This window comes from Micromonospora sp. GCM10011541, from assembly GCF_042650725.1.
Taxonomy (GTDB): Bacteria; Actinomycetota; Actinomycetes; order Mycobacteriales; family Micromonosporaceae; genus Micromonospora; species Micromonospora sicca.
The window spans coordinates 108,251-134,010 of record NZ_JBHSBP010000055.1 but is presented as its reverse complement, the minus strand read 5'-3'; the positions used below and the strand labels follow the sequence as shown (position 1 = coordinate 134,010).

Sequence of the window (25,760 nt, the reverse complement as noted above, 5' to 3'; positions counted from 1 at the left end):
CCGGTTCCCCCTCCACGCGCCGGTCCAGTACCGACCGTGTTGACGCTAGGGAGCGGAGGGGGCCCGGACATCGGGGAACGGCCCCGGCTCGTCCCCGATCCGGCGAGCACCGGCCGGCCGGGCAGGACCGGATCGGCCAACCGGACAGAAAGGGCTTTTCCGGGTACGAACGCGGGGGCGCGCCGGGACCACCGGTCGAGGCACACCGGCGCAACCCGGAGCCGCCTCGGGGTCAACCCCTCAGGGCACCGCGGGGACGGGGCTGGCAGCGCGGGCAGCTGTACGACGACCGGTTCATGAACGCCTCGCGCCGGATCGGCGTGCCGCACCGCGGGCAGGGCTCGCCCTCCCGGCCGTACGCGTTCAGCGACCGGTCGAAGTAGCCGCTCTCGCCGTTGACGTTGACGTACAGCTCGTCGAAGCTGGTGCCGCCCTGCTTGATCGCCTCACCGAGCACGTCCCGGACGTGTCCGAGCAGCCGCTGCGCGGCCGGGCCGGTCAGCGCGTCGGTGGGGCGGGCGCCGTGCAGCTTCGCCCGCCAGAGCGCCTCGTCGGCGTAGATGTTGCCCACCCCGGAGATCAGGGTCTGGTCGAGCAGCGCCCGCTTCACCTCGGTCCGCCGCCGGCGCAGCGCCGCCACGAAACCGGCGTCGGAGAACTCCGGGTCCATCGGGTCCCGGGCGATGTGCGCGATCTCGTCCGGCAGCTCGGCGCCGCCCTCGCTGACCGACAGCCCACCGAACGTGCGCTGGTCGACGAAGCGCAGCTCCGGGCCGTCGTCGGCGAACCGGAACCGGACCCGCAGGTGCAGCTCGTCGGCCGCGCCGACCGGTTGGAGCAGCAGCTGGCCGGACATGCCGAGGTGGCCGATCAACGCGTCACCGCTGTCCAGCGGCAGCCAGAGGTACTTGCCCCGGCGGCGGACATCGGTCACCGTCCGGCCGGTCAGCACGTCGGCGAAGTGCCCGCCGCCCGGGGTGTGCCGGCGCACCGCGCGCGGATGGCGCACCTCCACGGAGGCGATCCGGCGGCCGATGACCCACTGGGCCAGGCCCTGCCGGACCGTCTCGACCTCGGGCAGCTCAGGCACGGCCGGCGCCCGCGTCGGCGGTCTCGCTCCCGGCGTCGCCCGACGCGCCGTCGCCGGCCGCCGCGCCCGCCTCGGCCTGCTCGGTCAGCATCCGCCAGGCCGACTCGGCGGCCCGCTGCTCGGCCTCCTTCTTGCTCCGGCCCTCGGCGCCGCCGTACCGGTTGCCGGCGACCACCACCCAGGCGGTGAAGGTCTTCAGGTGGTCCGGGCCGGTGCCCTCGATCCGGTACTCCGGCACGCCCAGCCCCAGCGCGGCGGTCAGCTCCTGGAGGCTGGTCTTCCAGTCCAGGGCGGCGCCCCGGCCGGCCGACTCGGCCATCAGCGGGTCGAACAGCCGGTGGATCACGAGGGCCGCGGTGTCCAGGCCGTACTGGAGGTAGATCGCGCCGAGCAGCGCCTCCAGGGTGTCGGCGAGGATGCTCGCCTTGTCCCGGCCGCCGGTGCTCTCCTCGCCCTTGCCGAGCAGCAGGTACGCGCCGAGCCCGTCCGGGCCGAGGCCGCGCGCCACGTCGGCGAGGGCGCGCATGTTCACCACGCTGGCCCGCAGCTTGGCGAGCTGCCCCTCGGGCAGGTCCGGGTGGTTGTTGAAGAGCGCCGTGGTGATCACCACGCCGAGCACCGAGTCGCCCAGGAACTCCAACCGCTCGTTGGTGGGCAGGCCGCCGTTCTCGTACGCGTACGAACGGTGGGTGAGCGCGCGCTCCAGCAGTTCCGGGTCGAGCGACACCCCGAAGGCCGCCTCCAGGTGGCTGATGTGAGCGCGCCGCCGCTTGTCGTTGGTCATTGCACTACCTCGTTGCCGTGTGCGGAATCCTGCGGAATGCCATCGAGCAGGCCGGAGATCAGTTCGGTGGCCCCGCGCCGCCACAGGTGGGCGGCGAGGGCGATGCCGGAGGCGACGTCGTCGGGCCGGGCCGCGCCGTGGCACACGACCACCGTGCCGGCCACGCCGAGCAGGGCGGCCGCGCGGGGGGCGCCGCCACCGGCGGGCGGACCGCCGGCCATCGCGTACGCGCCCTCGATCGCCTTGAGCAGCACGTTACCGGTGAACCCGTCGGTGACCACCACATCGGCGCGCACACCGAGGGAGACGTCGTACCCCTCGACCAGGCCGACGTAGCGGGCGCCGCAGGGCAGCGGCACCGCGGCCAGCGCGGGGTCGGCGGCCCGGCGCAGCCAGTCACCCTTGCCCGCCTCGGTGCCGACCGAGAGCAGGCCGACGCGGGGCTCGGCGACGCCGTGCGCCACGGCGGCGTAGGCCGCGCCGAGGACGGCGTGCCGGGCGAGGGTGGCCGGGCGGGGCTCCAGGGCGCCGCCGACGTCCAGCAGCACCACCGGGCCGGCGACCGCGGGCAGGGTGGCCACCAGGGCCGGCCGACGGACGTCGGACCAGCGCCCGAAGCCGAGCACGGCGGCGGTGACGGTGGCGCCGGTCGAACCGGCGGACACGAGCGCGTCCGCGAGCCCCTCGCGTACCGCGTGGACGGCGGCGCGGACGGTGCTGTGCTCGCGGGCGGCGGTGGGATGGTCGGCCATGCCGACCGCGGTCCGGACCGGCCGGACCGCGACCCGGGCGCGTTGCGCCGGATCGAGGGCGTCGATCAGCCCGCCGGCGACCTCGGTCGGACCGACGAGCAGCAGATGCAGGTCAGGGTCGGCACGCACGGCCCGCAGAGCGCCGTCAACCACGACGGCGGGAGCGTCGTCCCCGCCGAGGAGGTCAACGGCGATCCGCGCGGTGCCCGGCTCCACCGGAACGCCGGCCGCTGCACGGCCGGCGGTGGAGGGAGCCGGGGCACCGGGCGATTGCCAGGGTGCGCGCGCCGCCCGACCCGCGGTCGGGGGCGTCACTCGGCGTCCAGGTCAGACCTCGAGAACCTGGCGGCCGTTGTAGGTGCCGCAGACGGAGCAGGCGGCGTGCGGCAGCTTCGCCGACTTGCACTGCGGGCAGGCCACGGTCGCGACCACGGCCGCCTTCCAGTTCGCCCGGCGGGACCGGGTGTTGCTGCGCGACATCTTGCGCTTCGGGACGGCCACGGTTCTTACTCCTCTTTACGGGTCAGTTGCGACAGGCCCGCCCAACGCGGGTCGATCTGCTGATGGCTGTGATCGGCCGGCAGATCGTCCCAGTGCACCCCGCATTCGGGGCACAACCCTGGGCAGTCCTCCCGGCAGAGCGGGTTGGTCGGCAGTGTGAGCACCACCGCGTCCCGCAGCGCCGGCTCCAGGTCGATCAGATCGTCCTGCATCCGGCCCACCTCGTCCTCGTCGGTCGTGGTGTCCGTGGTGCTGTTCTCGTACGCGTACAGCTCCTGGACGTTCACGACCACCGAGTCGTTGATCTCGCGCAGGCAACGGCCGCACTCGCCCTTGACGGGACCGGTGATGGTCCCGGAGACGAGCACGCCCTCGGACACCGACTCCAACCTCAGGTCGAGGTCGAGATCCGCGCCCTCCGGCACGCCGATCAACTCCACGCCGAGGTCCGCCGGTGCCGGTACGACCCGCTTGACGGTACGCAACGCACCAGGCCGACGCGGCAGGTCCCTCGTGTCGAGGACCAGCGGCGACCTGGGGTTGAGTGATGAAGGCGAGTGTTTGGGCATAGTTAGACTCCGGCCGGTGAGAGGCCGACAAAAAAGGTTACCTGGACGAGCACCCGACCGTCGAACCGGGGCGGGGCGCACCCCGCCTGTCGGCTGCCGGGGTGCCGCTCAGAAGGGTAGCGGGCGATCCGCCTCGTCCCCAGCGAAGGTGCCGATCTCCCGCAAAGCGTGCATCTTGTCCCGACCGCGCTCTATCGAGGCGAGCGCCCGGGTGAGGAACTGCTCGAAGTTGGCCAGCGCGGTGTCGACGTAGTCGTCCACCTCGTCACGAAGGCGCTGGGCCTCGGCGCGGGCCTCGGCGATGATCCGGGCGCCCTCGTGCTCGGCGGAGACCGTGATCTCGTTCACCGAGACCAGGCGGGCGTGTTCCGCCTCACCCTCGCTGATGATCCGGTCGGCCTCCCGCTTGCCGGCCTCCATGATCTTGTCGCGCTCCTCCAGCAGCGCGGCGGCCCGGCGCAGGTCGGCGGGGAGTTCGGCGCGCAGCTCGTCGAGGGCGCCGATCATCTCGCCCCGGTCGACCATGCAGTTGTTGCGCGACATCGGGACGGAGCGGGCCTGCTCCACCATGGCGATCAGTTCGTCGATGCGATCGAGCGGGTCCACCGGTACCTCACTCCTGTCGTTCTTCGGCCGACCTACATGATGCGGGCTGCGGCCGGGTTCCCGCTCCACCAATGATGTCGTGCGCGGACGACAGGTGGCCCATCCGCGCCGGGCCCGGCGCGTCGCGCCGGGCCGCCGGCGGTCGGGTCAGCCGGGCTGCCCCGGGGCCAGCCGGGCGCGCAGCTGCTCGCGGACCACGTCCGGCACGTGCGACGAGATGTCCCCGCCCCACTTGGCGACGTCCTTGACCAGACTCGAGGAGAGGAACGAGTAGAGCGGGTTGGTCGGCATGAAGAGCGTCTCCACACCGGCCAGGCCGATGTTCATCTGGGCCATCTGCAGCTCGTAGTCGAAGTCGCTGACCGCCCGGAGGCCCTTGATCAGCACGCTCGCCTGCTGGGCCCGGCAGAAGTCCACCAGCAGCCCGCGGAACGACTCGACCCGCACGTTGTCGTACGAGGAGGTCACCTCGCGGAGCATGTCGATCCGCTCCTCGACGGTGAACAGGCCACGCTTCGACTGGTTCATCAGCACGCCGACGATCACCTCGTCGAAGAGCCGGCTGGCCCGGCCGATGATGTCGAGGTGTCCGTTGGTGACCGGATCGAAGGAGCCGGGACAGACCGCACGTCTCATGATCGGCGACCGTACCAAAGGGTGGTCTCGCCGTAACGGCGGCTGCGCTCGGGCGTGATGCCCTCCACCCAGGTGACCGGTCCGGAACGGCTGGACCGCTCCACCACCACGAGGGCGTCCGCGGCCAGCCAGCCGCCGTCGGCGAGCGCGGCCAGCATCGCGGTGATCTCCTCGTCGGGTACGGCGTACGGCGGGTCGGCGAAGACCACGTCGTACGGGTCACCGTCGGGACCGGCCGCGAGCACGGTGGCGACCCGACCGGTGACCAGGCGGGCGGCCGGGGCGGCCCGCAGCGCGGCGACGTTCTCCCGGATCACCCGGGCGGCCCGGGGGTCGGACTCGACCAGCAGCACGTGCCGGGCGCCCCGGGACAGCGCCTCCAGCCCGACCGCGCCGGAGCCCGCGTAGAGGTCGGCGAAGCGGGCCCCGCCCAGGTCCACCTCCGCCTGCACCGCGCTGAACAGGGCCTCCCGGACCCGGTCGGAGGTGGGCCGGGTGCCGGCGCCGGGCGGCGCGGCGATGCGTCGGCCGCCGAGCGTCCCGGCCACGATCCGGGTCACCGTCTGCTCCTGCACATGCTGCTGACGCTACGCGACCGTCGATCGGGGCGAACCACCGAACGATCACCGGCGGCGACGGGCGGCTGTCGTGATCCGCCCGACACGGAGAGTCCATCAATGATCTCGAATGGATAACATCATTGTTAATCGATCCCAGGGCCGTTCCCGATTCACGACTCATCGATAAAGTCGCCCGGCGTGCCGCGCTCCGCAACCGGCACGCGGCGCCGGGAGGGCGCCGGAACAGGTCGCGCCGGACGGCAGGTGGTGATCGTTCCGCCTCCCGGGACCACCCCCCGACATCCCTCGTCAGGAGAAGGCGTGAACCGTCTCAAATCCCCGTACCGCCATGTCATGGCGGTGACCGCAAGCACCCTGATCGGCATCGCCGGCGCCCTGACCCTGGGGAGCCCGGCCAGCGCGCACCACAGCGTGGTCAAGGTCACCGCAGAGTGCGACACCGCCGCCGGCGAGTGGGTCACGACCTGGACCGTCAACAGCTACGCCCCCGAAGGCGTGCACAACTACCGGTTCGCCAAGGCCGAGGCCACCAGCGTGGTGAACGGGACAGCCACCCCGTTCACCGTCGACGGCATCGCGGTGAGCGAGCCCGGTGTCTACCCGCACCCGGTGTCGACGCCCGTGGTCGGCAACGCCCGCCTCTCGGGCGACGCCACCGAGGCCTCGCTGACCGTGAAGGCGCAGTGGGACAACGAGTGGAACGAGAAGGACGACAGCAGCGCGTCCATCAAGTTCAGCGAGAGCTGCGACAAGGTGGTGACCCCGCCGCCGGCTGCCGCCAACCCGAAGGCCACCGTGACCGCGGACTGCGACGGCGACGGCGACGTCGCGGTGAAGCTGGAGAACGGCGCCGAGGCCACCAGGGACGCCGCGTTCACCGTCACCGGCACCGACGGCTTCACGAAGACCGCGACCGTCGCGGCCGGCAAGGACACCACGATCACCGTGCCGGCCCGCAACGCCGCCAGGATCACGGTAACCGAGGCCGGGCAGAAGGCGCCCATCTTCGACGCCAAGCCCGCCACGGCCAAGGACTGCGTCGCGCCGGGTGAGCCGACCGGCAGCATCAAGATGACCTGCGATGCGCTGATCTTCCAGGTCGAGAACCCGAAGGACGGCAAGACCGTCACGGTCACGCTCACCCCGAACAAGGGCGACGCGCAGACGCTGGTCGTGAAGCCGGGCGAGACCAGGACCGCGACGTTCAAGGCCGTCGAGGGTCTGACCGTCACCCCCAGGGCCGACGGCCTGGACGACGCCTCGCCGATCGCCTGGGAGAAGCCGGCGAAGTGCACCAGTCCCAACCCGAGCACGCCGCCCGCGGGCGGCGGCGCCGGCGGGCCGGCGCTGCCGAAGACCGGTGCGCCGGCCGGCCTGATCGCCGGCGGCGCGGCCGCGCTGCTGGCGGCCGGCGCGGTGCTCTTCGTCGTGGCACGACGTCGTCGGATCCGCTTCACCGCCTGATCCATCGCAACTGACGGGGGCGCGTCGACCAGCCGGTCGGCGCGCCCTCGCGCTGTCCCCCGTCCATGCGACCGCCCGCCGCATCCGGGCCGGCCACCGCACTCGCCGAGCCGGCGCTCAGCTCGCCGACCACGGCGGCGCCGCGCGGCCCCGCCGCTCCGCTCGCGGGGGCGGTCAGCCCTTCTCCAGGTACTCCGCGCGTTCCTCGTCGACCAGGGCGGCGACCGAGGCGGCCAGCGCCGGATGCCGGAGCAGCTCCGGGTCCTCCTCGACCAGGGCGATCGCCTCGGCCCGGGCGTCCCGGATCAGGTCGGCGTCCCGCAGCAGCGAGAGCAGTCGCAGGTGCGAGCGGCGACCGGACTGGGTCGCGCCCAGCACGTCGCCCTCCCGGCGCTGCTCCAGGTCCAGCTCGGCGAGCTTGAAACCGTCCGTGGTGGAGGCGACCGCGTCCAGCCGTTCCCGGGCGGGCGAACCCTCCATCGCCTCGGTCACCAGCAGGCAGAGCCCGGCGGCGGAACCCCGGCCCACCCGCCCGCGCAGCTGGTGCAGCTGCGAGACGCCGAACCGGTCGGCGTCGAGCACGATCATCACGGTGGCGTTGGGCACGTCCACGCCCACCTCGACCACGGTGGTGGCGACCAGCACATCCAGGTCACCGGCGGCGAAGGACCGCATCACCGCGTCCTTCTCGTCGGCCGGGAGCTTCCCGTGCAGCACCCCGATCCGCAGCCCGTGCAGCGGCCCCTCGGCGAGCAGCGGGGCGACCTCCGTCACGGCCAGCGGCGGCCGCCGCCCGTTGTCGTCCTCCCGGGGCGGCTCCTCCTCCGAAGCGGGTCCCTCCCCGATCCGCGGGCACACCACGTACGCCTGGTGCCCGGCGGCGACCTCCTCGCGCAGCCGGCGCCACGCCCGGTCGAGGAACGCGGGCTTCTCGGCCGCCGGCACCACGTGCGAGGCGATCGGCGAACGGCCCTGCGGGAGCTGGGAGAGGGTGGAGATCTCCAGGTCGCCGTAGACGGTCATGGCGACCGTGCGCGGGATCGGGGTGGCCGTCATCACCAGCACGTGCGGCGGCTGGTCGGCCTTCGCGCGCAGCGCGTCCCGCTGCTCCACGCCGAACCGGTGCTGCTCGTCGACGACCACCAGGCCCAGGTCGGCGAAGTCGACCCCCTCGTAGAGCAGCGCGTGGGTGCCCAGCACGATGCCGGCCCGACCCTCGGCCACCTCTGCCAGTGCCCGCCGCCGGGCCGCCGCGCCGAGCGAACCGGTGACCAGTTCCACCCGGGTGGCGCCGTCGGCGGCGCCCAGCTCGCCGGCCCGGGCGAGCGGGCCGAGCAGGTCGAGCATGCCCCGGTAGTGCTGGGCGGCGAGCACCTCGGTCGGGGCGAGCAGGGCCGCCTGACCGCCGGCGTCGACCACCTGGAGCATGGCCCGCAGCGCCACCACCGTCTTGCCCGACCCGACCTCGCCCTGCAACAACCGGTGCATCGGGTGCGCGGTGGCCAGGTCGGCGGCGACCTCCGTGCCGACGGACCGCTGGCCGGGCGTCAGCTCGTACGGCAGGCGGGCGTCGAACGCGTCGAGCAGTCCGCCGTCCCGCGGCGGCCGGGACTTCGCCGGCCAGTCGGCCGCCCGGTGCTTGCGCTGCACCAGGGTGAGCTGCACCGCGAACGCCTCGTCCCACTTCAGCCGCCGGCGGGCCCGGTACAGCTCCTCCTTGCTGGAGGGCCGGTGGATCTCGCGCAGCGCCGTGTCGATGCCGATCAGGTTGCGGGCGGCCCGCACGGTCGCCGGCAGCGGGTCCTCCGGCGGGGTGAAGGTGTCCAGCACCACCCGGACGCAGCGGGCGATCACCCAGGTGGGCACCGCGGCGGCGGCCGGGTAGACCGGGATGAGCGCGCCGGCGAACTCCTCGACCTCCTCGTTGGCCGCCGCCTCGCCGTCGCCGCCCTCCCCGAGCAGCACGTACTCCGGGCCGTTGAGCTGCCGCTTGCCCCGGAACTCGGTGACCTTGCCGGCGAACAGGCCCCACCGGCCGGGGCGCAGCTCCCGCTCCCGCCACGCCTGGTTGCCGAAGAAGGTGAGGGTGAGCACCCCGCCGGAGCCGTCGCCGACGGTCACCTCCAGCAGGTTGCCCCGCCGCTGCCGCATCGGCCGCACCGCGGTGCGCTGCACCTGGGCCAGCACGGTCACCTGCTCGCCCACGTCCAGCGACCGGATGTCGGTGTGCTCGCCCCGCTCGTCGTACCGGCGAGGGAAGTGGTAGATCAGGTCGCCGGCGGTGTGCATGTCCAGGTGGCTCGCCAGGGCCTTCGCGGTCTTCTCCCCGACCAGCTTCTTCAGCGGCGTGTCCATGGTGGCCGGCTCGCTCGTCATTCCACCCCCAGCAGCAGCGGATAGTGCGGCTGCCCGCCCTCGTACGCCTGGACCTCGACGAACGGCCAGGCCCGTGCCACGTGCTCGCGTACCCGGTCGGCCAGCCCGGCCGGGGCGTCCGCCCCGCACAGCAGGGTGACCAGCTCGCCACCGCCGCCGAGCATCCGGTCCACCACGGCGGTGCAGGTGTCGAGCAGGTCCGCCCCGATCAGGTGCACCTCCCCCTCGACGAGCGCCAGCACGTCGCCCGGCCGGCACGGCCCGGCCACGGTGAGCGCCTCCCGGCTCGCGTGGCAGACCTCGGCGTACCGGCAGGCGCCGGCCGCCTCGGCCATGGCGATCACGTCGTCCTCGAAGCGCCGGCCCGGATCCCGGACGGCGAGGGCCGCGAGGGCCTGCACCGGGGACCGGGTCGGCACCACGCTGACCTTGACGCCGAGTCGGTGGGCCTCCTTGGCGGCGGCGCTCGCCACCGACTGGGTGTTGGGGTCGTTGGGCAGCACCACCACCCGGGCGGCGCCGGTGGCCCGGATCGCGTCCAGCAGCTCGCCGGTGGACGGGTTGCCCGGCACCACGGTGGCGCCCTCGGCGCCGAACAGCTCGGCGATGCCGGCACCGGCCGCCACCACCACGGCCGCCCGGCCGTCCGGCCGCAGCGTCGGCGGGGGCGGGGCCGGCGCCACCTGGTCGGCGAAGCGGGTCACCGAGATCCGGTGCGGCCGGCCGGCCACCACCCCCGCCTCGATCGCCCCACCCACGTCGTTGACGTGCACGTGCACGTTCCAGGTGCCGCCGCCGTCACCGCCGTCGCCGACGATCACCAGCGAGTCGCCCAGCGCGTCCAGCTCGGCGCGCAGCCGCGCGACCGCCTCCGCCCCGGCCTCGAGCAGGAACTGCACCTCGTACGCGTACTCCGGCGAGCCGGTCTCCCGGACGGCCGTGGCCGGCGGACGGACCGTGGGCGGGGCGGGCGCCGGCTGCTGCGGGCTCTCCCCGGTGATCACCTCGACCAGCGCGTCCAGCAGCACGCAGAGCCCGCGCCCGCCGGCGTCCACCACGCCGGCCCGGGCCAACGCCGGCAGCTGCTCGGTGGTCCGCGCCAGCGCCCGCGCGGCCCCGCCGGCCGCCGCCCGGGCCACCACCCGCAGGTCGTCGCTGTCCGCCTGGTCGGCGGCGCGCGCGGCGGCGGCGACCACGCTGAGCAGGGTGCCCTCGACCGGCCGGGCGACCGCCCCGTACGCGGCGGTGGCCGCGTCGGCCAGCGCGGCGGCGAGCTGGCGACCGCGGACCGCCGGCGTGGCGGCCAGCGCGTCGGCGAAGCCGCGCAGGATCTGCGACAGGATCACCCCGGAGTTGCCCCGGGCCCCGAGCAGCGCGCCCCGGGCCATCAGCCGCAGGGCGTGCCCGTGCGGGGTGTGCCCGTCCTCGGGGAGGGTGTCCAGGTCCATCGCCAGCGCCTGCTGGGCGGAGGTGAGGGTGAGCACCAGGTTGGTGCCCGTGTCGCCGTCCGGGACGGGGTAGACGTTGAGGTCGTCGATCTCACCCTGGTGCCGGCGCATGGCGGCCAGCCCGCTCGCGCACCAGCGGCGCACCGCGGCGGCGTCGAGGGTGTCCAGCACGGCGAGAAGCCTACTTGCGCGCACCGACACGCGCCGGGGTCGGCCGGCGTGTCCCCCCGCCCGGCCGTCGCTCGTCGAAGCCCGCCCGACCCGAGTACGCTGGTCGGGCCCGAGTCGCCGCCGACCGGGCCGGTTGGGCGTACCGGCGGGTCATCGGGTAACCTGGCCAGGTTGCCCGGGCAGTGCCTGGCGGCGACCTCATGAACGTTTCAATCCCAGGAGTATCCCGTGGCTAGCGTGTGCGACGTCTGTGGCAAGGGACCGGGCTTCGGCCACAACGTGTCCCACTCGCACCGGCGGACCAACCGCCGCTGGAACCCGAACATCCAGTCGGTGCGGACCCCGGCCGGTGGCGGCAACACCAAGAAGCTGCAGGTCTGCACCTCGTGCATCAAGGCCGGCAAGGTCACCCGCGCCTGACGCGGTAGCCCCAAGCTTCCCGAAACACCCAGCACCGGCGGACCGTCACGGTCCGCCGGTTCTGTCGTGTCCGGGCACGGCCGGGCCGGCCGGGTGCGCGACGACCGGGGTCGTCGCGCACCCGCCAGACCCGAGTCAGAGGGTGCGGCCGAAGGAGAGGCAGCCGGGGGCGTCCTGGTAGAAGCCGAAGTTCGGGATCCGCTCGTACCCGGCCGAGGTGTACATGGCGATCGCCTCGGGCTGCTTGTCGCCGCACTCCAGGATGATCCGGTTGCGGCCCTGCTCCCGGGCCGACCGCTCGACCGCGGCCAGCACCGCACGGGCCACGCCCCGCCCCCGGGCCGCCGGCGCGGTGTACATCCGCTTCAGCTCCGCCGCCTCCCCGTCGTCGCCGTGGCTGCGCCAGCCGCCGCAGCCCACCGGTTGTCCGCCGAGGTAGGCCACCAGGAAGGCGCCGGCCGGCGGCTCGAACTCCGCCGCGTCCACCGGGGTGTCGTCGCCGCTGCCGCCGTACCGCTCGCCGAGGTCGGCCAGGGCCGCTTTGATCAATGCCTGCGACTCGGGCGCGTCGAACCGCTGCACCCGGATCTCGATCTCAGTCACGCCTGAAGGGTACGACCGCCGCCCGGCGCGCCCCGGGCCCACCGGCCCGGTTCGGTCGCAGATCACTCCGACCGGCGGAAGTGGTCCCAGCCGGCCGGCCCGGCGTACGGCACGCCGTCCACGGTCACCCCCGCCCCCTCGGTCACCCGCCCGATCGGCCGCCAGCCCGCCGACAGCGCCACCGCCGGCGGGAAGGTCGCGGCCAGGGCGTGGTCGTCGCCCCCGCCGAGGATCCAGGAGTACGGGTCGACGCCGAGCGCCTGCGCCGCGTCCCGCATCTGCCGGGGCACCTCGAAGGCGTCCCGCCGCAGGTCGACGGCGACGCCGCTGGCCTTCGCCACGTGGCCCAGGTCGGCCAGCAGCCCGTCCGACACGTCGATCATCGCGGTGGCGCCGAGCCCGGCGGCCTCCGGACCGGCCGGATAGGGCACCTCGGGCCGCCGGAACGCCTCCACCAGCAGCCGGGGCGTCCGGAAACCGCGGGACAGCACGGTGTACCCGGCCGCCGCCCAGCCGGTCCGCCCGGCCAGGGCCACCACGTCGCCGGGCCGCGCCCCGGAGCGGACCACGGGCGGCCGGCCCGCCAGGTCGCCGAGGGCGGTGACCGCGATGGTCAGCGTGGGACTGGCGGACATGTCGCCGCCGACCACGCTCGCGCCGACCAGGGCGGCCTCCGCGCCGAGCCCGTCGGCCAGTTCCTCCGCCCAGCTCGGGTCCAGATCCGCCGGCATGCAGAGGGCGACCAGCAGGGCGGTCGGGCTGGCGCCCATCGCCGCGATGTCGGCCAGGTTGGCCGCCGCCGCCCGGTGCCCCACGTCCCGCGCGCTCGACCAGTCCCGGCGGAAGTGCCGCCCCTCGACCAGCACGTCCGTCGAGGCCACCACCCGCCGGTCCGGCGCCGCCACCACCGCCGCGTCGTCACCGGGGCCGAGCAGGCAGCTCTCCCCGTACGTCAACCGGGCGGTGACCCGGTCGATCAGTCCGAACTCCCCGACACCCGCGACCGTCATCTTGTCCCCTCGCCGCGCTCATTCATGCTCGTCACCACGCCACGGCACGCCCCGCCCGGCAGCCGCGTGTGCTCGCTCACCGCGTCCAGCCGACGACCGATAGGGATCAGGCCTGCTCCGTAAGGTAGTTTCACCCTTCGGGCCGCCCCAGGCGGCGACGGACGGAGGTCGAGTCGTGGTACAGGCGTACATCCTCATCCAGACCGAGGTCGGTCGGGCGCGTGACGTGGCCGGTCTGATCGCGGACCTTGCCGGCGTGGTACGGGTCGACGCCGTCACCGGGCCGTACGACGTGGTCGTCCTCACCGAGGCCAACACCGTCGACGAGCTCGGCAAACTCATCGTCAGCAAGGTGCAGATGGTGCCCGGCATCACCCGCACCCTCACGTGTTCGGTGGTGCGCCTGTAAGTGGACGAGATCACTGTGTCCCCCGCTCTCGAGAAGTCCCGCCCGGCCGACGAGACGCCGCGCCCGGACCGGACCACCCGCCGCGCCGCGCTGATGGCCACGCTGATCGCGCTGCCGGTGACCGTGGCGGTGGCCGGCTTCACCTTCGCGAAGCTCGCCCCGGACGAGCCGGCCGCCGCGCCGCGCCCGTCGGCGACCGCCGCGCGGCCGCAGTCCACCGCCCCGGTGGAACTGCCCGCCCCGACGCTGGCCGAGCGGCCCGCGACGGTCTGCCGCGCCCTGGTGTCGCAGCTGCCGGACCGGGTCCGCGACCTGACCCAGCGGCCGGTCACCGCCGGCCCGGAGCAGAATGTCGCGTACGGCGACCCGGCGCTCACCGTCGTCTGCGGCGGCACCCCGCCGATCGTCCAGCCCACCGACGAGGTGTGGTCGGTCGACAAGGTCTGCTGGCACGCCGTGCAGGAGGCCGACGCCACTGTGCTGACCACCGTCGACCGGGAGACCCCGGTCCGGGTCCGGGTGCCCCGGCAGTACGAGCAGCCGCTGCAATGGGTCGGCCCGATCTCCGACGCCGTCGTCTCCGCGGTCCCCTCGGCGAAGTCCGCCCCCGCCGGCTGCACCGCCTGACCGGCGCCCCGCGGGCTTCCCCGCGGGACGGCTCCGGTGCGGCCGGGTCAGCGGCCGGCGTGGCGGTGCAGGGCGCTACGGATGAGGCGGTTGACCAGCTTCGGGTACTCGAGGCCGCTGGCCGCCCACATCCTGGGGAACATCGACGTCGGGGTGAACCCGGGCATCGTGTTGATCTCGTTGAGGTAGACGTCCAGCTCCGGGGTGACGAAGAAGTCGACCCGGGCCAGGCCGGAGCAGTCGAGCGCGGTGAACGCCCGGGTGGCGTACTCCTGGACCTGCCGGGTGACCCGCTCGGGCAGGTTCGCCGGGACGTCGTACTCGCAGACCTCGTCGGCGAAGAGGTACTTCGCCTCGAAGTCGTACCACTCCCGGTCGCCGACCATCCGGACCTCGGCCAGCACGGACGCCTCGGGCGCGCCGCCGGCCTCGCCCTCCAGCACGCCGCACTCGATCTCCCGGCCGACGACCGCCCCCTCGACCAGCACCTTCGTGTCGATCTCCCGGGCGGTGGCGACCGCCGCGTCGAGCTGGGACCAGTCGTCGACCTTGGTGATGCCGAAGGACGAGCCGGCGCGGGACGGCTTGACGAAGACCGGCAGCCCCAGCCGCTCCTTGTCCGCCTCGCTCAGCGTCATCCCGTTGCGCAGCACCACGTACGGGCCGACCGGGATGCCCTCGGCGGCGCAGAGCTTCTTGGTGAACTCCTTGTCCATGGCGGCGGCGGAGGCGAAGACGTTCGCCCCGACGTACGGGATGTCGGCCATCTCCAGCATCCCCTGGATGGTGCCGTCCTCGCCGTACGCCCCGTGCAGCACGGGGAAGACCACGTCCACGTCGGCCAGCGCCCGCGGGCCCTCCGTCGGGTCGAGCACCATGAGGCCGCCCGCGGTCGGCTCGGCGCGCAGCACCAGGGCGGCGCCGGCGGCGGCGGTGATCTCCGGGAGCTTGCGCGCCTGGATCGAGAGCTCGCTCGGGTCGCCGCTGGTCAGCACCCACTGGCCCTGCCGGGTGATGCCGACCGGCACCACCTCGAACTCGTCCGGGTCGAGGGCGCCCAGGACGCTGCCGGCACTGACGCAGGAGATGCCGTGCTCGGGGCTGCGGCCGCCGAAGACGATCGCCACACGGGTCTTGCCTGGGGTGGTCACTCGAGGTCACCTCTTCGCTCGCGACTGCGGCTGGCCGTGCTCGCCGGTGGCGCTCACCCGATTGACCTTACTGTGCGTGGCGAGAACCCGAAGCCGATACCCGGGGACGTGGGTCGGGACAGCGCAACCAGTCAACGAGTCATATACGGGGAGTAATTGCCGTGCGGGCGAGCGGAGGCGAGCCCACCTTCACTACGCTCCTCGTCCTATGAGCGCCGATCCCCTCATCGACAGCCTGCTGGCCGCCCTGGACGCCCGCCCGGACGACCTGCCCCTGCGCCTGCACCTGGCCGGACTGCTGCTGGACTCCGGCCGGGGCGCGGAGGCGATCGCGCAGGTCGGGCAGGCGCTCGCCCGGGATCCGGGCGACGACCAGGCGCAGGCCCTGATGCAGCGGGCGCTGGGGGCACCCGCACCGGAGGCGGCGGCGCCGGCCCGTCCGGCCGCGCCGCGCCCGGCCCCCGCCGGTCCGACGCCGCCCGGGGACGACCCGCTGGCCGCGTACGAGCAGGAGTTGGCCGACGTCGTGCCACCGCGCTTCGCCCGGGCGGGCGACGAGCCGGAACCGGTCGTCGGCGAGGCCGACCGGGTGTACGACGTGGAGTCCGCCACGGTCCGGCTGGCCGACGTGGGCGGCATGACGGCCGTGAAGGAACGCCTGGAGCTGGCCTTCCTCGGCCCGCTGCGCAACCCCGAGCTGCGCCGGATGTACGGCAAGAGCCTGCGCGGCGGGCTGATGCTCTACGGCCCGCCCGGGTGCGGCAAGACCTTCCTGGCCCGGGCGGTGGCCGGCGAGATGGGCGCGAAGTTCCTCTCCCTGTCCATCGTCGACGTGCTCGACATGTGGATCGGCAACTCGGAGCGGAACCTGCACGAGCTGTTCGAGGCGGCCCGGCGCAACGCGCCCTGCGTGCTCTTCCTCGACGAGGTCGACGCCCTGGGCCACAAGCGCTCCCAGGTCTCGTCGAGTTCCATGCGGACGCTGGGCAACCAGCTGCTGGCCGAACTGGACGGCATGGAGGGCAGCAAGGAGGGGGTCTTCGTGCTGGCCGCCACGAACACCCCGTGGGACGTGGACCCGGCGCTGCGCCGGCCGGGCCGGCTGGACCGGGTGGTGCTGGTGCTGCCGCCGGACGCCGAGGCCCGGGCGGCGATCCTGGAGTACCACCTGCGGCAGCGGCCGATCGCGAACATCGACCTGCGCCGGGTGATCGCCGCGACCGAGGACTTCTCCGGCGCCGACCTGGCCCACCTCTGCGAGACCGCTGCCGAGTTCGCGATGGCCGACTCGGTACGCAGCGGCGAGGTCCGGATGATCGAGCAGCGGGACCTGGAGCGGGCGCTGAAGGAGGTCCGCCCGTCGACCCGGCCCTGGCTGTCGACCGCTCGCAACGTCGCCATGTTCGCCAACGAGGGTGGCGTCTACGACGACCTGGTGGCGTACCTGAAGCGGCGCAAGCTGCTCTGACGGCTCAGGCGACGCTCTCCCGGACGTACCCCCGGCGGCCCACCGCGATCACCTTCACCCGCTGCCGGCCGGCGCGCACCATGCCCAGGGCCATGAACGCGCCGGCGATCCGGTCGGCGGCCTCCCGGCTGCTGGCCCCGACCACCTGTCGGCGTCGTTCCGGGCTGGTCCGCTCGTTGCGGCCCGGCCCTTCCAGGGGCCGGACGTCGGTGAGGACCACGAGGAACCGGGTCATCGCCGACCACCACCGGCTGGGCGGACGGGTCCGGGCACCCGGGGGTGGCGTCCGGTCAGCGTCATGCGGGTCCCTCCCCGTCGGTTGCGGATGAGGGGCACGCGGCGATCGGGTCGTGGGGGAGTAAAACCCGATCGCCGCGCGCCCCATCCCCTCCGGTCGCTCACCACCACCGTCGCCACGACAACCGGCGGTGAGGACGCCGTCACAGATTGACAGGTGGACACGCGTGAATGCAACTCTCATCGGCTTTCTCTCACGCGCACCCTCCCGTTGATGTGCGACCATCGATGCATGGCTCCGAAGACCGCACGCGCCCGACGGCTCGGCATCGCCCTACGCACCCACCGGGAGGCCGCCGGCCTGACCCTCGAGGCCGCGGCCGACGAGATCAACAGCACCCGGAGCACCCTGTCCCGCTACGAGAACGCGCAGACGCTGGTCAGCCCGGCCACCGTCCGCGCCCTGCTCACCCTCTACCGGGTCGGCGCTGACGAGGTGGCCGCGGCGGTGCAGCTCGCCAAGGACGCCCGTAAGCCCGGCTGGTGGGTCTCCTACTCGTACCTGCTGGACCGCCGGACCATCGACTTCATCGCCCTGGAGGCGGAGGCCACCGGAATCGCCAACTTCGAGCCCTCGGTGGTGCCCGGCCTGTTGCAGACCGCCGACTACATCCGCGGGGTGATGCGCGGCGGTCCGCACACCCTCAGCGACGAGCAGGTGGAGCAGCGGGTCCACCTGCGACTCGACCGGCAGCAGCGGCTCACCGCCGACGCCCCGCCGATCCTCGACGCGATCATCGACGAGGGCGCGCTGCTGCGCCCGGTGGGCGACCGGGCCGTCATGGAGGGCCAGCTACGGCACCTGCTGAAGATGGCGGAGCTGCCCAACATCACCGTGCAGGTGATCCCCTTGGCGGCCGGCTACCACCGGGGCACCCGGGGCTCGCTGCACATCCTGGAGTTCGCCGACCCCGAGGACCCGATCATCGCCTCGGTGGAGACGGTGGCCGGGCAGATGGTCCTCGACCGGCCGGGTGACCTGCGGACCTGCACCAAGATCATGGAACATCTCCGGACCGTGGCGCTGAGTCCGGCGGACAGCCGGGACCAGCTGGTCCAACTCCTCAAGGGAAGGTAGAACCGATGCGATCCACGAACAGCCTCCACTGGCGCAAGAGCAGCCACAGCGGCGACGAGGGCGCCTGCGTCGAGATGGCCGTCCTCCCGGCGGCCGTGGCCGTCCGCGACTCCAAGGACCCCACCGGTCCGACGCTGGTCTTCTCCCCGGCCGCCTGGGCGGCCTTCACCGGCGCGCCGCCCCGCGACTGACGCCGCCCGGCCCCCGCGCGTAGGGCTCAGGTCCGGCCGCGACGGTGGTCAGCCGGCGACCACCGGGCCGGCCGCCGGCGACCCCGCAAGCAGGGTCTCCAGCGCCGCGATGGCCACCCCGCGGGCCCCCGCCATGTCCCGGTCCGGCACCAGCTCGAAGGTGGCGACGGCGGCCTGCTCGGCGCGGAGCACGGTGTGCTCCGCGACCGTGGCGAGGAACCAGTCGCGGAACTCCGGCGCCGCCTCCACCACCCCACCCCCGATGAAGTACGCGTGCGGGTCGGTGAAGTTGGCCGCGATCGTGAAGAGCCGGCCCAGCGCCATCGCCTGCTGGGTGAAGACCGCCCGGGCCAGCGCGTCGCCGCGCTCGCCGTACCCGCGGACGAGCTTCGCGGCCCGGCGCGGCTCCTCGGCCGCCAGCGGATGCCCGGGGTACCGGCCCAGCCAGTACGGCAGCAGGTTCCGCTCGATCGCGGTCAGCGACGCGACGCTCTCGGCGTCCGCGACGAAGCCGCAGGCGCAGATCGGCACCGGCTGACCGGGCCCCAGCACCCCGTCCAGCGGGATGTGCACGTGCCCGAACTCCCCCGCCATCCCGGCGGCCCCGGAGACGACCCGGCCGCTCTCCACCACCCCACCGCCGAGCCCGGTGCCGACGATGGCGGCGACCGAGGAGCGGCGCAGCGCGTCCGCCCCGAAGTGCACGTGGTGGGCGTAGAGGGCGGCTGCGTTGCCGTCGTTGTGGTAGATCACCGGGAGGCCGAGCCGACGCTCCAGCGCGCCGCGCACGTCGTACCCCCGCCAGGCGGGCTGGGAGAAGTTGGTCGAGCCGCGCGAGGAGATCACCCCGGTGGCGCTCGCCGGACCCGGCGTGTCCAGACCGACGGCGCGGACCAGCTCGCGGGGCACGCCGGTCAGCGCCAGCACCCCGTCCAGCGCCCGGGCCAACGCCTCGATCGCCGCCTCGGGACCGGCCCGCACCTCACTCGGTATCTCCACCAGACCGTCCACCAGGAACCGGCCGTCGACGGTCAGGACGGTCGCGTTGTTGCTGGTCCCGCCGTTGTCGAGACCCACCACCACCGGCACACCCGCGCTGCCCAACCCGCCACCGCCTCCCGCCGATCCCGTCTCGACGTGAGGGTAATGCTTTGGCAGAGACGTTCGCCGGGTTGGTCGGGTTGGGGAATGTGTCGTAGGGGTGGTGTTGGCTTCGGTTCGTGCCTCGTCGTCGGGATCCCGCCTTGCCGCGGGTCGTGCATCGCACGGCCCGGGTTGCTGTGCGGGTGACGCCTGGGCAGCGGCGGCGGTGTTTCGGGCTGCTGCGCTCGGCCGCCGATGTGTGGGCGTGTGTGGTGGAGGTCAACGCGTGGCGGCGCCGCCGTCACGACGCCCCGCTGGTCGGCTTTCAGCAGTTGTACCGGGCACTAGCAGCCTCGGGGCCAGCACGTTCGCCGAACTGGACTCCACTGGCGCGCGGTCGGTGTTGCGCCGCTTCTCCGATGCGTGGTTCGCGGCGGCGAAGCGCCGCAAGGCCGGTGACCTGTCGGCGCGGTTCCCGCGTCGTCGGCGGGGGTTGGTGCCGGTGCGTTGGTATCACGGCACGTTCACCCTCGACGGCCGCCGGGTCCGGATTCCCACCGCGAAAGGCACTGCGCCGTTGTGGGTGCGCCTGGCGCGGGAGGTGCCGTATCCGGCGGAGCAGGTCCGCTCGATCACCCTGCTGTGTGAGGGCGGCCGCCTGTTCCTCGACGTGACCGCCGAAGTGCCGGTGGCCGTCTACCCGCCGGGTGAGGAACCGGATCCGGCCCGGGTGGCCGGGGTGGATCTCGGGATCATCCACCCCTACGCCGTGGCCGGCACCGACGGGGAGGGGCTGCTGGTGTCGGGGCGGGCGATCCGCGCCGAACACCGCATGCACCTCGCCGACACCAAGGCCCGCCGCCGTGCCGTGGCCCGGCGGGCGCCGAAGCCGGGTGAGAAGGGATCCCGGCGGTGGCGGCAGTACCGTCGTCGGGCCCGCCGGGTCGAGGGCCGGCACCGGCGGCGGGTCCGGCAGGCCCAGCACGAGGCCGCCCGCACCGTCGTGTCCTGGACGGTGCGGCAACGCGTCGGTGTCCTGCACGTCGGCGACCCCCGCGGGGTGCTCGACATCGACGCGGGGCGGCGGCACAACCTGCGGTTGCGGCAGTGGCAGATCGGCCCGCTCCTGCAGGTCCTCACCGACAAGGCCACCCTCGCCGGGATCACCGTACGGCTGGTCGACGAACGCGGCACCTCGTCCACCTGCCCCGCCTGCCGACGGCGGGTACCGAAACCCCGCGGACGGACCCTGTCCTGCCCGCACTGCCGCTTCTCCGGGCACCGCGACCTCGTCGCGGCCGCCAGCATCGCCACCCGTATCCCGGGCGGCGGACCCACCACCCTGGCAACGGTTGTGCTGCCGCAGGTGGTCCCGCACCGTCGAGCCGGCCGGCACCTCCCCGGAGCCGGCCGGTCCCGACGTGACCCCCGCCGGCCACCATCGGCGGCGCGAGGATCAGTTGGCCCGCGGAGGCCCGCCCCACCACCCGGTGGGGAGTCGCTCGCCCACACGGCGAGGATCCACAACACCTACCGGCTACCCGGTGAACGTTAGTGGGCACCGCACTAGTTCCACGTTCACCACCGACCGGAGGACGAACAGAGCCCGGCCGGCGGGAAGGGTCCCGTGCAGGCCCCGAGCCGAGCGCTCGGGGCGCCGCATGCCCGGCACGATCGGAAGTCCTCGCCGCGGCTCTGCTCAGCCCGGTCGGCGGGCGGTGACGGCGGTGGCGTCGAGGTCGTCGTCGCGCACCACCGTCGGCTCCAGGCCGAGGGACGCGTACGCCGCGCAGAGCGCGTCGGCCTGTCCCTCGCTGATCTCCACCACCAGGTGTCCGCCCGGGGCGAGCCAATCCACCGCGCCGACGGCCACCCGGCGCAGCACGGCCAGCCCGTCCACGCCGCCGTCGAGCGCCACCGGGGCCTCGTGCAGCCGCGCCTCCGACGGCATCAGCGCGACCGCCGCGGTCGGCACGTACGGAGCGTTCGCCAGCACGAGGTCGAGCCGGCCGCGCCACTCGGGCGGGACCGGCGCGAACAGGTCACCCTCGAACACCGGCACGCCCAGCGGGGTGAGGTTGCGCCGGGCGCAGGCCACCGCCGCCGGGTCGACGTCGGCGGCGGCCAGCCAGCGGGGCGCGAGCCGGGCGTGCAGCACCAGGGCGGCGGCGCCGGAGCCGCAGCAGAGGTCCAGCACGGCGGGCGCGGGACCGGCCAGCGCCGCGGCGGCGGCGACCAGCAGCGCGGTCCGCCCGCGCGGCACGAAGACGCCGGGATCGACGGCCACCCGCAGGCCACAGAACTCGGCCCAGCCGAGCAGGTGCTCCAGCGGCAGGCCGGCGACCCGGCGGTCGACGAGGTCGGTCAGCGCCGCGGCCGAGTCGGCCGCGGCGATCAGCAGGTCCGCCTCGTCCTCGGCGTAGACGCAGCCGGCGGCGCGCAGCCGCTGCACGAGGGCGGGACGGTCGGGAGAGAACAGGGTCGGTGCCATGACATGCCTCCGGGAGACGCTCGTCGGCGCTCCCGGCGTCGCCTAACCCTGGGGCGGCGCGGACTCGGAGGGAGCGCCGGTCCTTTGCTGGTGGATCGGTCTCACCTCCTCCGGTCGTGGCCCGCGCGGGCCGTGGTTGACCGTCACGATAGCGGAGCCGGCGGCGTCGGTCCGTCCCGGCGTCCCGGGGCCAGGCGGCGTCGGCCCGTCGCGGCGTTCCGGGCCACGGCGGCGGGCCGGTGTCCGGCCGTCCGGGTGCCGACCAGGGCGGTCAGGCTCGGCTGGCGTCGAGCGCGGCGGCGACGTCGGCCACCAGGTCGGCGGGGTCCTCGATCCCGCAGGAGAGCCGGACGAAGCCGGGTGCGGTGTCGTCGCCCCACTGGGCCCGCCGGTCGGCGGTGGTGTGCAGGCCGCCGAACGAGGTGGCGGCGGCCACGAGGCGGGACGCGTCGAGGAAGCGGGCCACCCGGTCGGCGTCGCCCAGGTCGAACGAGAGCACCCCGGGCATCCGTCGCATCTGGACCGAGGCGACCGCGTACGCCCGATCCCCGGGCAGTCCGGGCCAGCGCAGGCCGGTCACGTCGGCGCGGTCGGCGAGCAGCCGGGCGAGCGCCTCGGCGTTGGCGGACTGCCGGGCCAGCCGCAGGTCCATGGTCGCCAGCGAACGGTGGGCCAGCCAGCAGTCGAACGCCCCCGGCACCCCGCCGGTGGTGGTCCGCCACGCGGTCACCGGCTCCATCAGCGCGGCCGAGCGGGTCGCCACGTACCCGAGCAGCAGGTCGGAGTGGCCGGTCAGTGCCTTGGTGCCGGAGGCGACCACCACGTCGGCGCCGAGGTCCAGCGGCCGCTGCCCGAGCGGAGTGGCGGTGGTGTTGTCCACCGCGACCAGGGCACCGGCGGCGTGCGCCCGGGCGGCCAGCGCCGGCACGTCGGCCACGTCCAGGCCCGGGTTCGCCGGGGTCTCCAGCAGCACCAGCCGCACGCCGTCGAACGAGGGGTACGGCCCGGCGGTCGGCACGAAGCCGACGCGGACGCCGACGCCCTCCAGGGTGGCGGTGGCGAACGCCCGGACCGGGAAGTACCCGTCGGCGGGGAGCAGCACGGTGTCGCCGGGGCGCAGCACGGCCAGCAGCAGCCCGGTGATGGCTGCCTGGCCGCTGGCGAAGACCCGGCAGTCCCCGCCCTCCAACTCCCCGATGGCCGCCTCCAGCAGCCGCCGCGTGGGGTTGTCCGGACGGCCGTACCCGTTCGGCGTCGCCGCCGGCCCCCGCCACGGGTCCAGGTGGTACGGCGCGGCGAAGACCGGTCCGGGCAGGAACGGCTGCCCCGGCTGCGGCTCGGGCAGCCCTGCGTGCACGCTACGGGTGCCGTCCCCCCACTCGGTCATGGCCGCCTCACTCGTACGACTCGGGCTTCGCGGTCCGGCTCATCAGGGCGTCCACGGCCAGCCGCGGGTCCATCCCCTCGTGGCAGATCCGCTCGATCTGCTCGGTGATCGGCATCTCCACCCCGTGCGCCCGGGCCAGGTCACGGATGGCCAGGCAGCTCTTCACGCCCTCGGCGGTCTGCCGGGTGGCGGCCTGCGCCTGCTCCAGCGTCTCGCCCCGGCCGAGGTGCTCGCCGAAGGTGCGGTTACGGGCCAGCGGCGACGAGCAGGAGGCGACCAGGTCGCCCATGCCGGCCAGGCCGGCGAAGGTGATCGGGTCCGCGCCGAGCGCCACGCCCAGCCGGGCGGTCTCGGCCAGCCCCCGGGTCATCAGCATCGCCCGGGTGTTGTCGCCGAAGCCCATCGCGGTGGCGATGCCGTACGCCAGGGCGATCACGTTCTTGACCGCGCCGCCCAGCTCGCAGCCGATCACGTCGTCGTTCGTGTACGGCCGGAAGTACGGCGTCCGGATCGACGACTGGACCAGGGCGGTCCGCCGGGCGTCGGTGCCGGCGACCACGGTCGCGGCCGGCTGCTCGGCGGCGATCTCGGGGGCCAGGTTGGGGCCGGAGACCACCACCACCCGGTCGGCGGGCACCCCGGCGGTCTCCGTGATCACCTGGCTCATCCGCTTGGTGGTGCCCAGCTCGATCCCCTTCATCAGGGAGACCAGGGTGGCGTCCGGGCCGAGGTGACCGGTCCACCCGGCCAGGTTGCCGCGCAGGGTCTGCGACGGGACGGAGAGCACCACGACCTCGGCCCCGGCGATGGCCTCCTCGGCGTCCCCGGTCGCGGTGACCCGCTCCGGCAGCCGCACGTCCGGCAGGTAGTCCGGATTGTGCCGCCGGGACCGGATCGCGTCGGCGACCGCCCGCCGCCGGGCCAGGATCGTCACGTCCCGGCCGGCATCGGCGAGGATCTTGGCGAACGCGGTGCCCCACGACCCGGCGCCCAGCACCGCCACGTGGCCGGTCATGCCGTCGCCTCCCCGCGCTCGACGCCGCCGAGCGGCACCACGACACTGAGCCGGTTCATTCGGTCACCTCGGGATCGCGCGGACGGGCGGGACGGGCCCAGAGCGGTGGCGGTGTGCCGCCGCGGATCTCCGCGACCATGTCGCGCAGCCGCAGCATGATGGTGTCGGTCATCTCCTCCAGGACCGCCCTGGTCGGCGTGGCGCCCGCCCAGCGGCTCAGGTCGACCGGCGGGCCGGCGACCACGGTCACCGGGATCCGGGGCCGCAGGCCGAACCGGGTGGTCCGCGGGTCGAACAGCTTCTCCGGCCCCCACATCGCCAGCGGGATCACCGGCGCGCCGGTGGCCAGCGCCAGCCGGGCCGCCCCGGTCTTGCCCTTCATCGGCCACAGCTCGGGCTCCCGGGTGGTGGTCCCCTCCGGGTAGATCACCACCGCGCCGCCCTCGGCCAGGGCGGCGACCAGCTTGTCCAGCGACTTGACCGCGTCGACGGTGCCGCGCTCCACCGGGATCTGCTGGCACCGGTGCAGGATCCAGCCGATCACCGGGACCCGGAAGACGCTGGCCTTGCCCAGGAACTGCGGCCAGCGCCCGGCGTCGTGGATGAAGTGCGCGGCCACCAGCGGGTCGGCGTGCGAGATGTGGTTGGGGACGATGATGATGCCGTCGGGGCGGCGCAGCTGCTCCGACCCGCGCCAGGCGCGCCGGGTCCAGACGGTCATCACCGGCTTGACCAGCACCACGGCGAACCGTCGCCAGAATCCCAGCCTTCGCCGTGTCACCCTGCCTCCTCGTCGTGCCCCGACCCGCGCGCCCACGTCCCGCGACGAAATCATGCCTGCTCGCCCCGGGTCCGGCCAGTGAGGGTACCGCCGCCCAACTGGCAGGATTGTCACGTGGCTGAGCCGACCTGGACCGTAGTGGTGCCGGTGAAGCGTCTCCCGGCGGCGAAGAGCCGCCTGCGGGGCGCGCTGCCGGGCGTACCGCATGAGGAGCTGGCGCTGGCCCTGGCGGCCGACACGGTCCGCGCGGTGCTGGCCTGCCCGGCGGTGGCCGAGGTCCTGGTGGTGACCGGCGACGCCCACGTGGCGGCGGAGCTGGCCGGGGCGGGCGCCCGGATCGTTCCGGACCCGCCGGACGCCGGGCTGAACGCGGCCTTCCGGCACGGCGCCGCGGCCGCCGGCCGGCACGCCCGGGTGGCCGGGCTGACCGCCGACCTGCCGGCGCTGCGCCCGGCCGAGCTGGCGGCGGCGCTGTCCGCGGTCCCGGCCGGCCCCCCGGGGGTACGCCGGTTCGTGGCCGACGCCCCGGGCGACGGCACGGTGCTGCTCGCGGCGCCGGCGGGCGTGCCGCTGGAGCCCCGGTTCGGGGCGGGCTCGGCGGAGGCGCACGCGGCGAGCGGCGCGCTGCCGCTGACCGGCGACTGGCCCGGCCTGCGCCGGGACGTGGACACCTCGGTCGACCTGGCCGCGGCCGCCCGGCTCGGCCTCGGGCCGCGCACCGCGGCACTCCTGGGGGCCTCCGCCGCCGCGACCCCGGCCTGACCCGTCCGG

The 25,760-nt window shown here is 74.4% G+C and carries 28 protein-coding genes; 9 read left to right on the top strand and 19 right to left on the bottom strand.

Going from position 1 to position 25,760, the window contains the following annotated elements; all coding sequences use genetic code 11:
• Nucleotides 1-232 precede the first annotated feature (232 nt).
• The 8 genes from mutM to rsmD form a co-directional block, all read right to left on the bottom strand.
• On the bottom strand, nt 233-1,090 hold the full coding sequence (gene mutM / locus ACFOYX_RS22745) for a bifunctional DNA-formamidopyrimidine glycosylase/DNA-(apurinic or apyrimidinic site) lyase (RefSeq protein ID WP_322440812.1): 858 nt from the start codon (nt 1,088-1,090) through the stop codon (nt 233-235).
• The gene (gene rnc / locus ACFOYX_RS22740; RefSeq protein ID WP_322440813.1) at nt 1,083-1,874 is read right to left on the bottom strand and encodes a ribonuclease III; all 792 of its coding nucleotides are present in this window, start codon (nt 1,872-1,874) and stop codon (nt 1,083-1,085) included. Before rnc ends, mutM begins: the two co-directional genes overlap by 8 nt.
• A complete protein-coding gene (locus ACFOYX_RS22735) occupies nt 1,871-2,842 on the bottom strand; it encodes a phosphate acyltransferase PlsX (protein WP_322440814.1) in 972 nt (323 codons plus the stop codon). The genes rnc and ACFOYX_RS22735 overlap by 4 nt, the downstream gene beginning before the upstream one ends.
• A gap of 111 nt (nt 2,843-2,953) precedes the next feature.
• Nucleotides 2,954-3,127 carry a 50S ribosomal protein L32 gene (gene rpmF, locus ACFOYX_RS22730; protein WP_088963525.1) on the bottom strand — a complete coding sequence of 58 codons (174 nt, stop codon included), beginning with the start codon at nt 3,125-3,127 and terminating at the stop codon, nt 2,954-2,956.
• Nucleotides 3,128-3,132: 5 nt separating this feature from the next.
• Nucleotides 3,133-3,696 carry a DUF177 domain-containing protein gene (locus ACFOYX_RS22725; RefSeq protein WP_238453735.1) on the bottom strand — a complete coding sequence of 188 codons (564 nt, stop codon included), beginning with the start codon at nt 3,694-3,696 and terminating at the stop codon, nt 3,133-3,135.
• Nucleotides 3,697-3,804: 108 nt separating this feature from the next.
• On the bottom strand, nt 3,805-4,302 hold the full coding sequence (locus ACFOYX_RS22720; protein ID WP_109800826.1) for a hypothetical protein: 498 nt from the start codon (nt 4,300-4,302) through the stop codon (nt 3,805-3,807).
• 147 nt (nt 4,303-4,449) lie between these two features.
• Nucleotides 4,450-4,938 (bottom strand): pantetheine-phosphate adenylyltransferase, encoded by a 489-nt coding sequence (gene coaD / locus ACFOYX_RS22715; protein ID WP_109800827.1) that lies wholly within the window; start codon nt 4,936-4,938, stop codon nt 4,450-4,452.
• A complete protein-coding gene (gene rsmD, locus ACFOYX_RS22710) occupies nt 4,935-5,498 on the bottom strand; it encodes a 16S rRNA (guanine(966)-N(2))-methyltransferase RsmD (protein ID WP_109800840.1) in 564 nt (187 codons plus the stop codon). Before rsmD ends, coaD begins: the two co-directional genes overlap by 4 nt.
• A gap of 354 nt (nt 5,499-5,852) precedes the next feature.
• Between rsmD and ACFOYX_RS22705 the strand changes: the two genes are divergently transcribed.
• The gene (locus ACFOYX_RS22705; RefSeq protein ID WP_322440815.1) at nt 5,853-6,983 is read left to right on the top strand and encodes an LPXTG cell wall anchor domain-containing protein; all 1,131 of its coding nucleotides are present in this window, start codon (nt 5,853-5,855) and stop codon (nt 6,981-6,983) included.
• A 174-nt stretch (nt 6,984-7,157) separates the two neighbouring features.
• Here ACFOYX_RS22705 and recG read toward each other — a convergent pair whose 3' ends face one another.
• Both recG and ACFOYX_RS22695 read right to left on the bottom strand, forming a co-directional pair.
• A complete protein-coding gene (gene recG / locus ACFOYX_RS22700; protein WP_322475053.1) occupies nt 7,158-9,359 on the bottom strand; it encodes an ATP-dependent DNA helicase RecG in 2,202 nt (733 codons plus the stop codon).
• Complete coding sequence (locus ACFOYX_RS22695; RefSeq protein ID WP_322440817.1) at nt 9,356-10,978, bottom strand: DAK2 domain-containing protein; 1,623 nt, start codon at nt 10,976-10,978, stop codon at nt 9,356-9,358. The genes recG and ACFOYX_RS22695 overlap by 4 nt, the downstream gene beginning before the upstream one ends.
• Before the next feature lie 228 nt (nt 10,979-11,206).
• Here ACFOYX_RS22695 and rpmB point away from each other — a divergent pair, with 228 nt between their 5' ends.
• On the top strand, nt 11,207-11,398 hold the full coding sequence (rpmB, locus tag ACFOYX_RS22690; protein WP_007456456.1) for a 50S ribosomal protein L28: 192 nt from the start codon (nt 11,207-11,209) through the stop codon (nt 11,396-11,398).
• Between the two features lie 135 nt (nt 11,399-11,533).
• Here rpmB and ACFOYX_RS22685 read toward each other — a convergent pair whose 3' ends face one another.
• Both ACFOYX_RS22685 and ACFOYX_RS22680 read right to left on the bottom strand, forming a co-directional pair.
• Nucleotides 11,534-12,001: a GNAT family N-acetyltransferase gene (locus ACFOYX_RS22685; RefSeq protein WP_322441603.1), complete on the bottom strand. Its 468-nt coding sequence runs from the start codon at nt 11,999-12,001 to the stop codon at nt 11,534-11,536.
• A gap of 62 nt (nt 12,002-12,063) precedes the next feature.
• Complete coding sequence (locus tag ACFOYX_RS22680; protein ID WP_322441604.1) at nt 12,064-13,011, bottom strand: thiamine-phosphate kinase; 948 nt, start codon at nt 13,009-13,011, stop codon at nt 12,064-12,066.
• 175 nt (nt 13,012-13,186) lie between these two features.
• On the opposite strand from ACFOYX_RS22680, the gene ACFOYX_RS22675 reads away from it, so the two are divergent.
• Together ACFOYX_RS22675 and ACFOYX_RS22670 are read left to right on the top strand one after the other, a co-directional pair.
• Complete coding sequence (locus ACFOYX_RS22675) at nt 13,187-13,420, top strand: Lrp/AsnC ligand binding domain-containing protein (protein WP_013284547.1); 234 nt, start codon at nt 13,187-13,189, stop codon at nt 13,418-13,420.
• A 93-nt stretch (nt 13,421-13,513) separates the two neighbouring features.
• On the top strand, nt 13,514-14,047 hold the full coding sequence (locus ACFOYX_RS22670) for a DUF3515 family protein (RefSeq protein ID WP_322441683.1): 534 nt from the start codon (nt 13,514-13,516) through the stop codon (nt 14,045-14,047).
• A 47-nt stretch (nt 14,048-14,094) separates the two neighbouring features.
• Here ACFOYX_RS22670 and ACFOYX_RS22665 read toward each other — a convergent pair whose 3' ends face one another.
• A complete protein-coding gene (locus tag ACFOYX_RS22665) occupies nt 14,095-15,198 on the bottom strand; it encodes a D-alanine--D-alanine ligase family protein (protein ID WP_109800833.1) in 1,104 nt (367 codons plus the stop codon).
• A 208-nt stretch (nt 15,199-15,406) separates the two neighbouring features.
• Between ACFOYX_RS22665 and ACFOYX_RS22660 the strand changes: the two genes are divergently transcribed.
• Nucleotides 15,407-16,666: an ATP-binding protein gene (locus ACFOYX_RS22660; protein WP_322441605.1), complete on the top strand. Its 1,260-nt coding sequence runs from the start codon at nt 15,407-15,409 to the stop codon at nt 16,664-16,666.
• Nucleotides 16,667-16,670: 4 nt separating this feature from the next.
• On the opposite strand, the gene ACFOYX_RS22655 is transcribed toward ACFOYX_RS22660, so the two are convergent.
• Nucleotides 16,671-16,901 carry a hypothetical protein gene (locus ACFOYX_RS22655; RefSeq protein WP_322441606.1) on the bottom strand — a complete coding sequence of 77 codons (231 nt, stop codon included), beginning with the start codon at nt 16,899-16,901 and terminating at the stop codon, nt 16,671-16,673.
• Between the two features lie 294 nt (nt 16,902-17,195).
• Between ACFOYX_RS22655 and ACFOYX_RS22650 the strand changes: the two genes are divergently transcribed.
• Both ACFOYX_RS22650 and ACFOYX_RS22645 read left to right on the top strand, forming a co-directional pair.
• Nucleotides 17,196-18,041: a helix-turn-helix transcriptional regulator gene (locus tag ACFOYX_RS22650; RefSeq protein ID WP_322441607.1), complete on the top strand. Its 846-nt coding sequence runs from the start codon at nt 17,196-17,198 to the stop codon at nt 18,039-18,041.
• Nucleotides 18,042-18,046: 5 nt separating this feature from the next.
• A complete protein-coding gene (locus ACFOYX_RS22645; protein ID WP_109800837.1) occupies nt 18,047-18,232 on the top strand; it encodes a DUF397 domain-containing protein in 186 nt (61 codons plus the stop codon).
• A gap of 48 nt (nt 18,233-18,280) precedes the next feature.
• On the opposite strand, the gene ACFOYX_RS22640 is transcribed toward ACFOYX_RS22645, so the two are convergent.
• Entirely contained in the window at nt 18,281-19,336 is a 1,056-nt protein-coding gene (locus ACFOYX_RS22640; protein WP_322441608.1) for an ROK family protein, read from the bottom strand.
• 97 nt (nt 19,337-19,433) lie between these two features.
• Between ACFOYX_RS22640 and ACFOYX_RS22635 the strand changes: the two genes are divergently transcribed.
• Complete coding sequence (locus ACFOYX_RS22635; RefSeq protein WP_322475052.1) at nt 19,434-20,870, top strand: transposase; 1,437 nt, start codon at nt 19,434-19,436, stop codon at nt 20,868-20,870.
• A gap of 144 nt (nt 20,871-21,014) precedes the next feature.
• Here ACFOYX_RS22635 and ACFOYX_RS22630 read toward each other — a convergent pair whose 3' ends face one another.
• The 4 genes from ACFOYX_RS22630 to ACFOYX_RS22615 all read right to left on the bottom strand — a co-directional run bounded on the left by ACFOYX_RS22630 (nt 21,015) and on the right by ACFOYX_RS22615 (nt 24,989).
• On the bottom strand, nt 21,015-21,806 hold the full coding sequence (locus ACFOYX_RS22630; protein WP_322441610.1) for a putative protein N(5)-glutamine methyltransferase: 792 nt from the start codon (nt 21,804-21,806) through the stop codon (nt 21,015-21,017).
• A 271-nt stretch (nt 21,807-22,077) separates the two neighbouring features.
• Nucleotides 22,078-23,193: a cystathionine gamma-lyase gene (locus tag ACFOYX_RS22625; RefSeq protein ID WP_322441611.1), complete on the bottom strand. Its 1,116-nt coding sequence runs from the start codon at nt 23,191-23,193 to the stop codon at nt 22,078-22,080.
• Between the two features lie 7 nt (nt 23,194-23,200).
• Nucleotides 23,201-24,208 (bottom strand): NAD(P)H-dependent glycerol-3-phosphate dehydrogenase, encoded by a 1,008-nt coding sequence (locus ACFOYX_RS22620; protein ID WP_109805130.1) that lies wholly within the window; start codon nt 24,206-24,208, stop codon nt 23,201-23,203.
• Nucleotides 24,209-24,263: 55 nt separating this feature from the next.
• Nucleotides 24,264-24,989 (bottom strand): lysophospholipid acyltransferase family protein, encoded by a 726-nt coding sequence (locus tag ACFOYX_RS22615; protein WP_322441612.1) that lies wholly within the window; start codon nt 24,987-24,989, stop codon nt 24,264-24,266.
• A gap of 114 nt (nt 24,990-25,103) precedes the next feature.
• Between ACFOYX_RS22615 and cofC the strand changes: the two genes are divergently transcribed.
• Nucleotides 25,104-25,751 (top strand): 2-phospho-L-lactate guanylyltransferase, encoded by a 648-nt coding sequence (cofC, locus tag ACFOYX_RS22610; protein ID WP_322441613.1) that lies wholly within the window; start codon nt 25,104-25,106, stop codon nt 25,749-25,751.
• Nucleotides 25,752-25,760 lie beyond the last annotated feature (9 nt).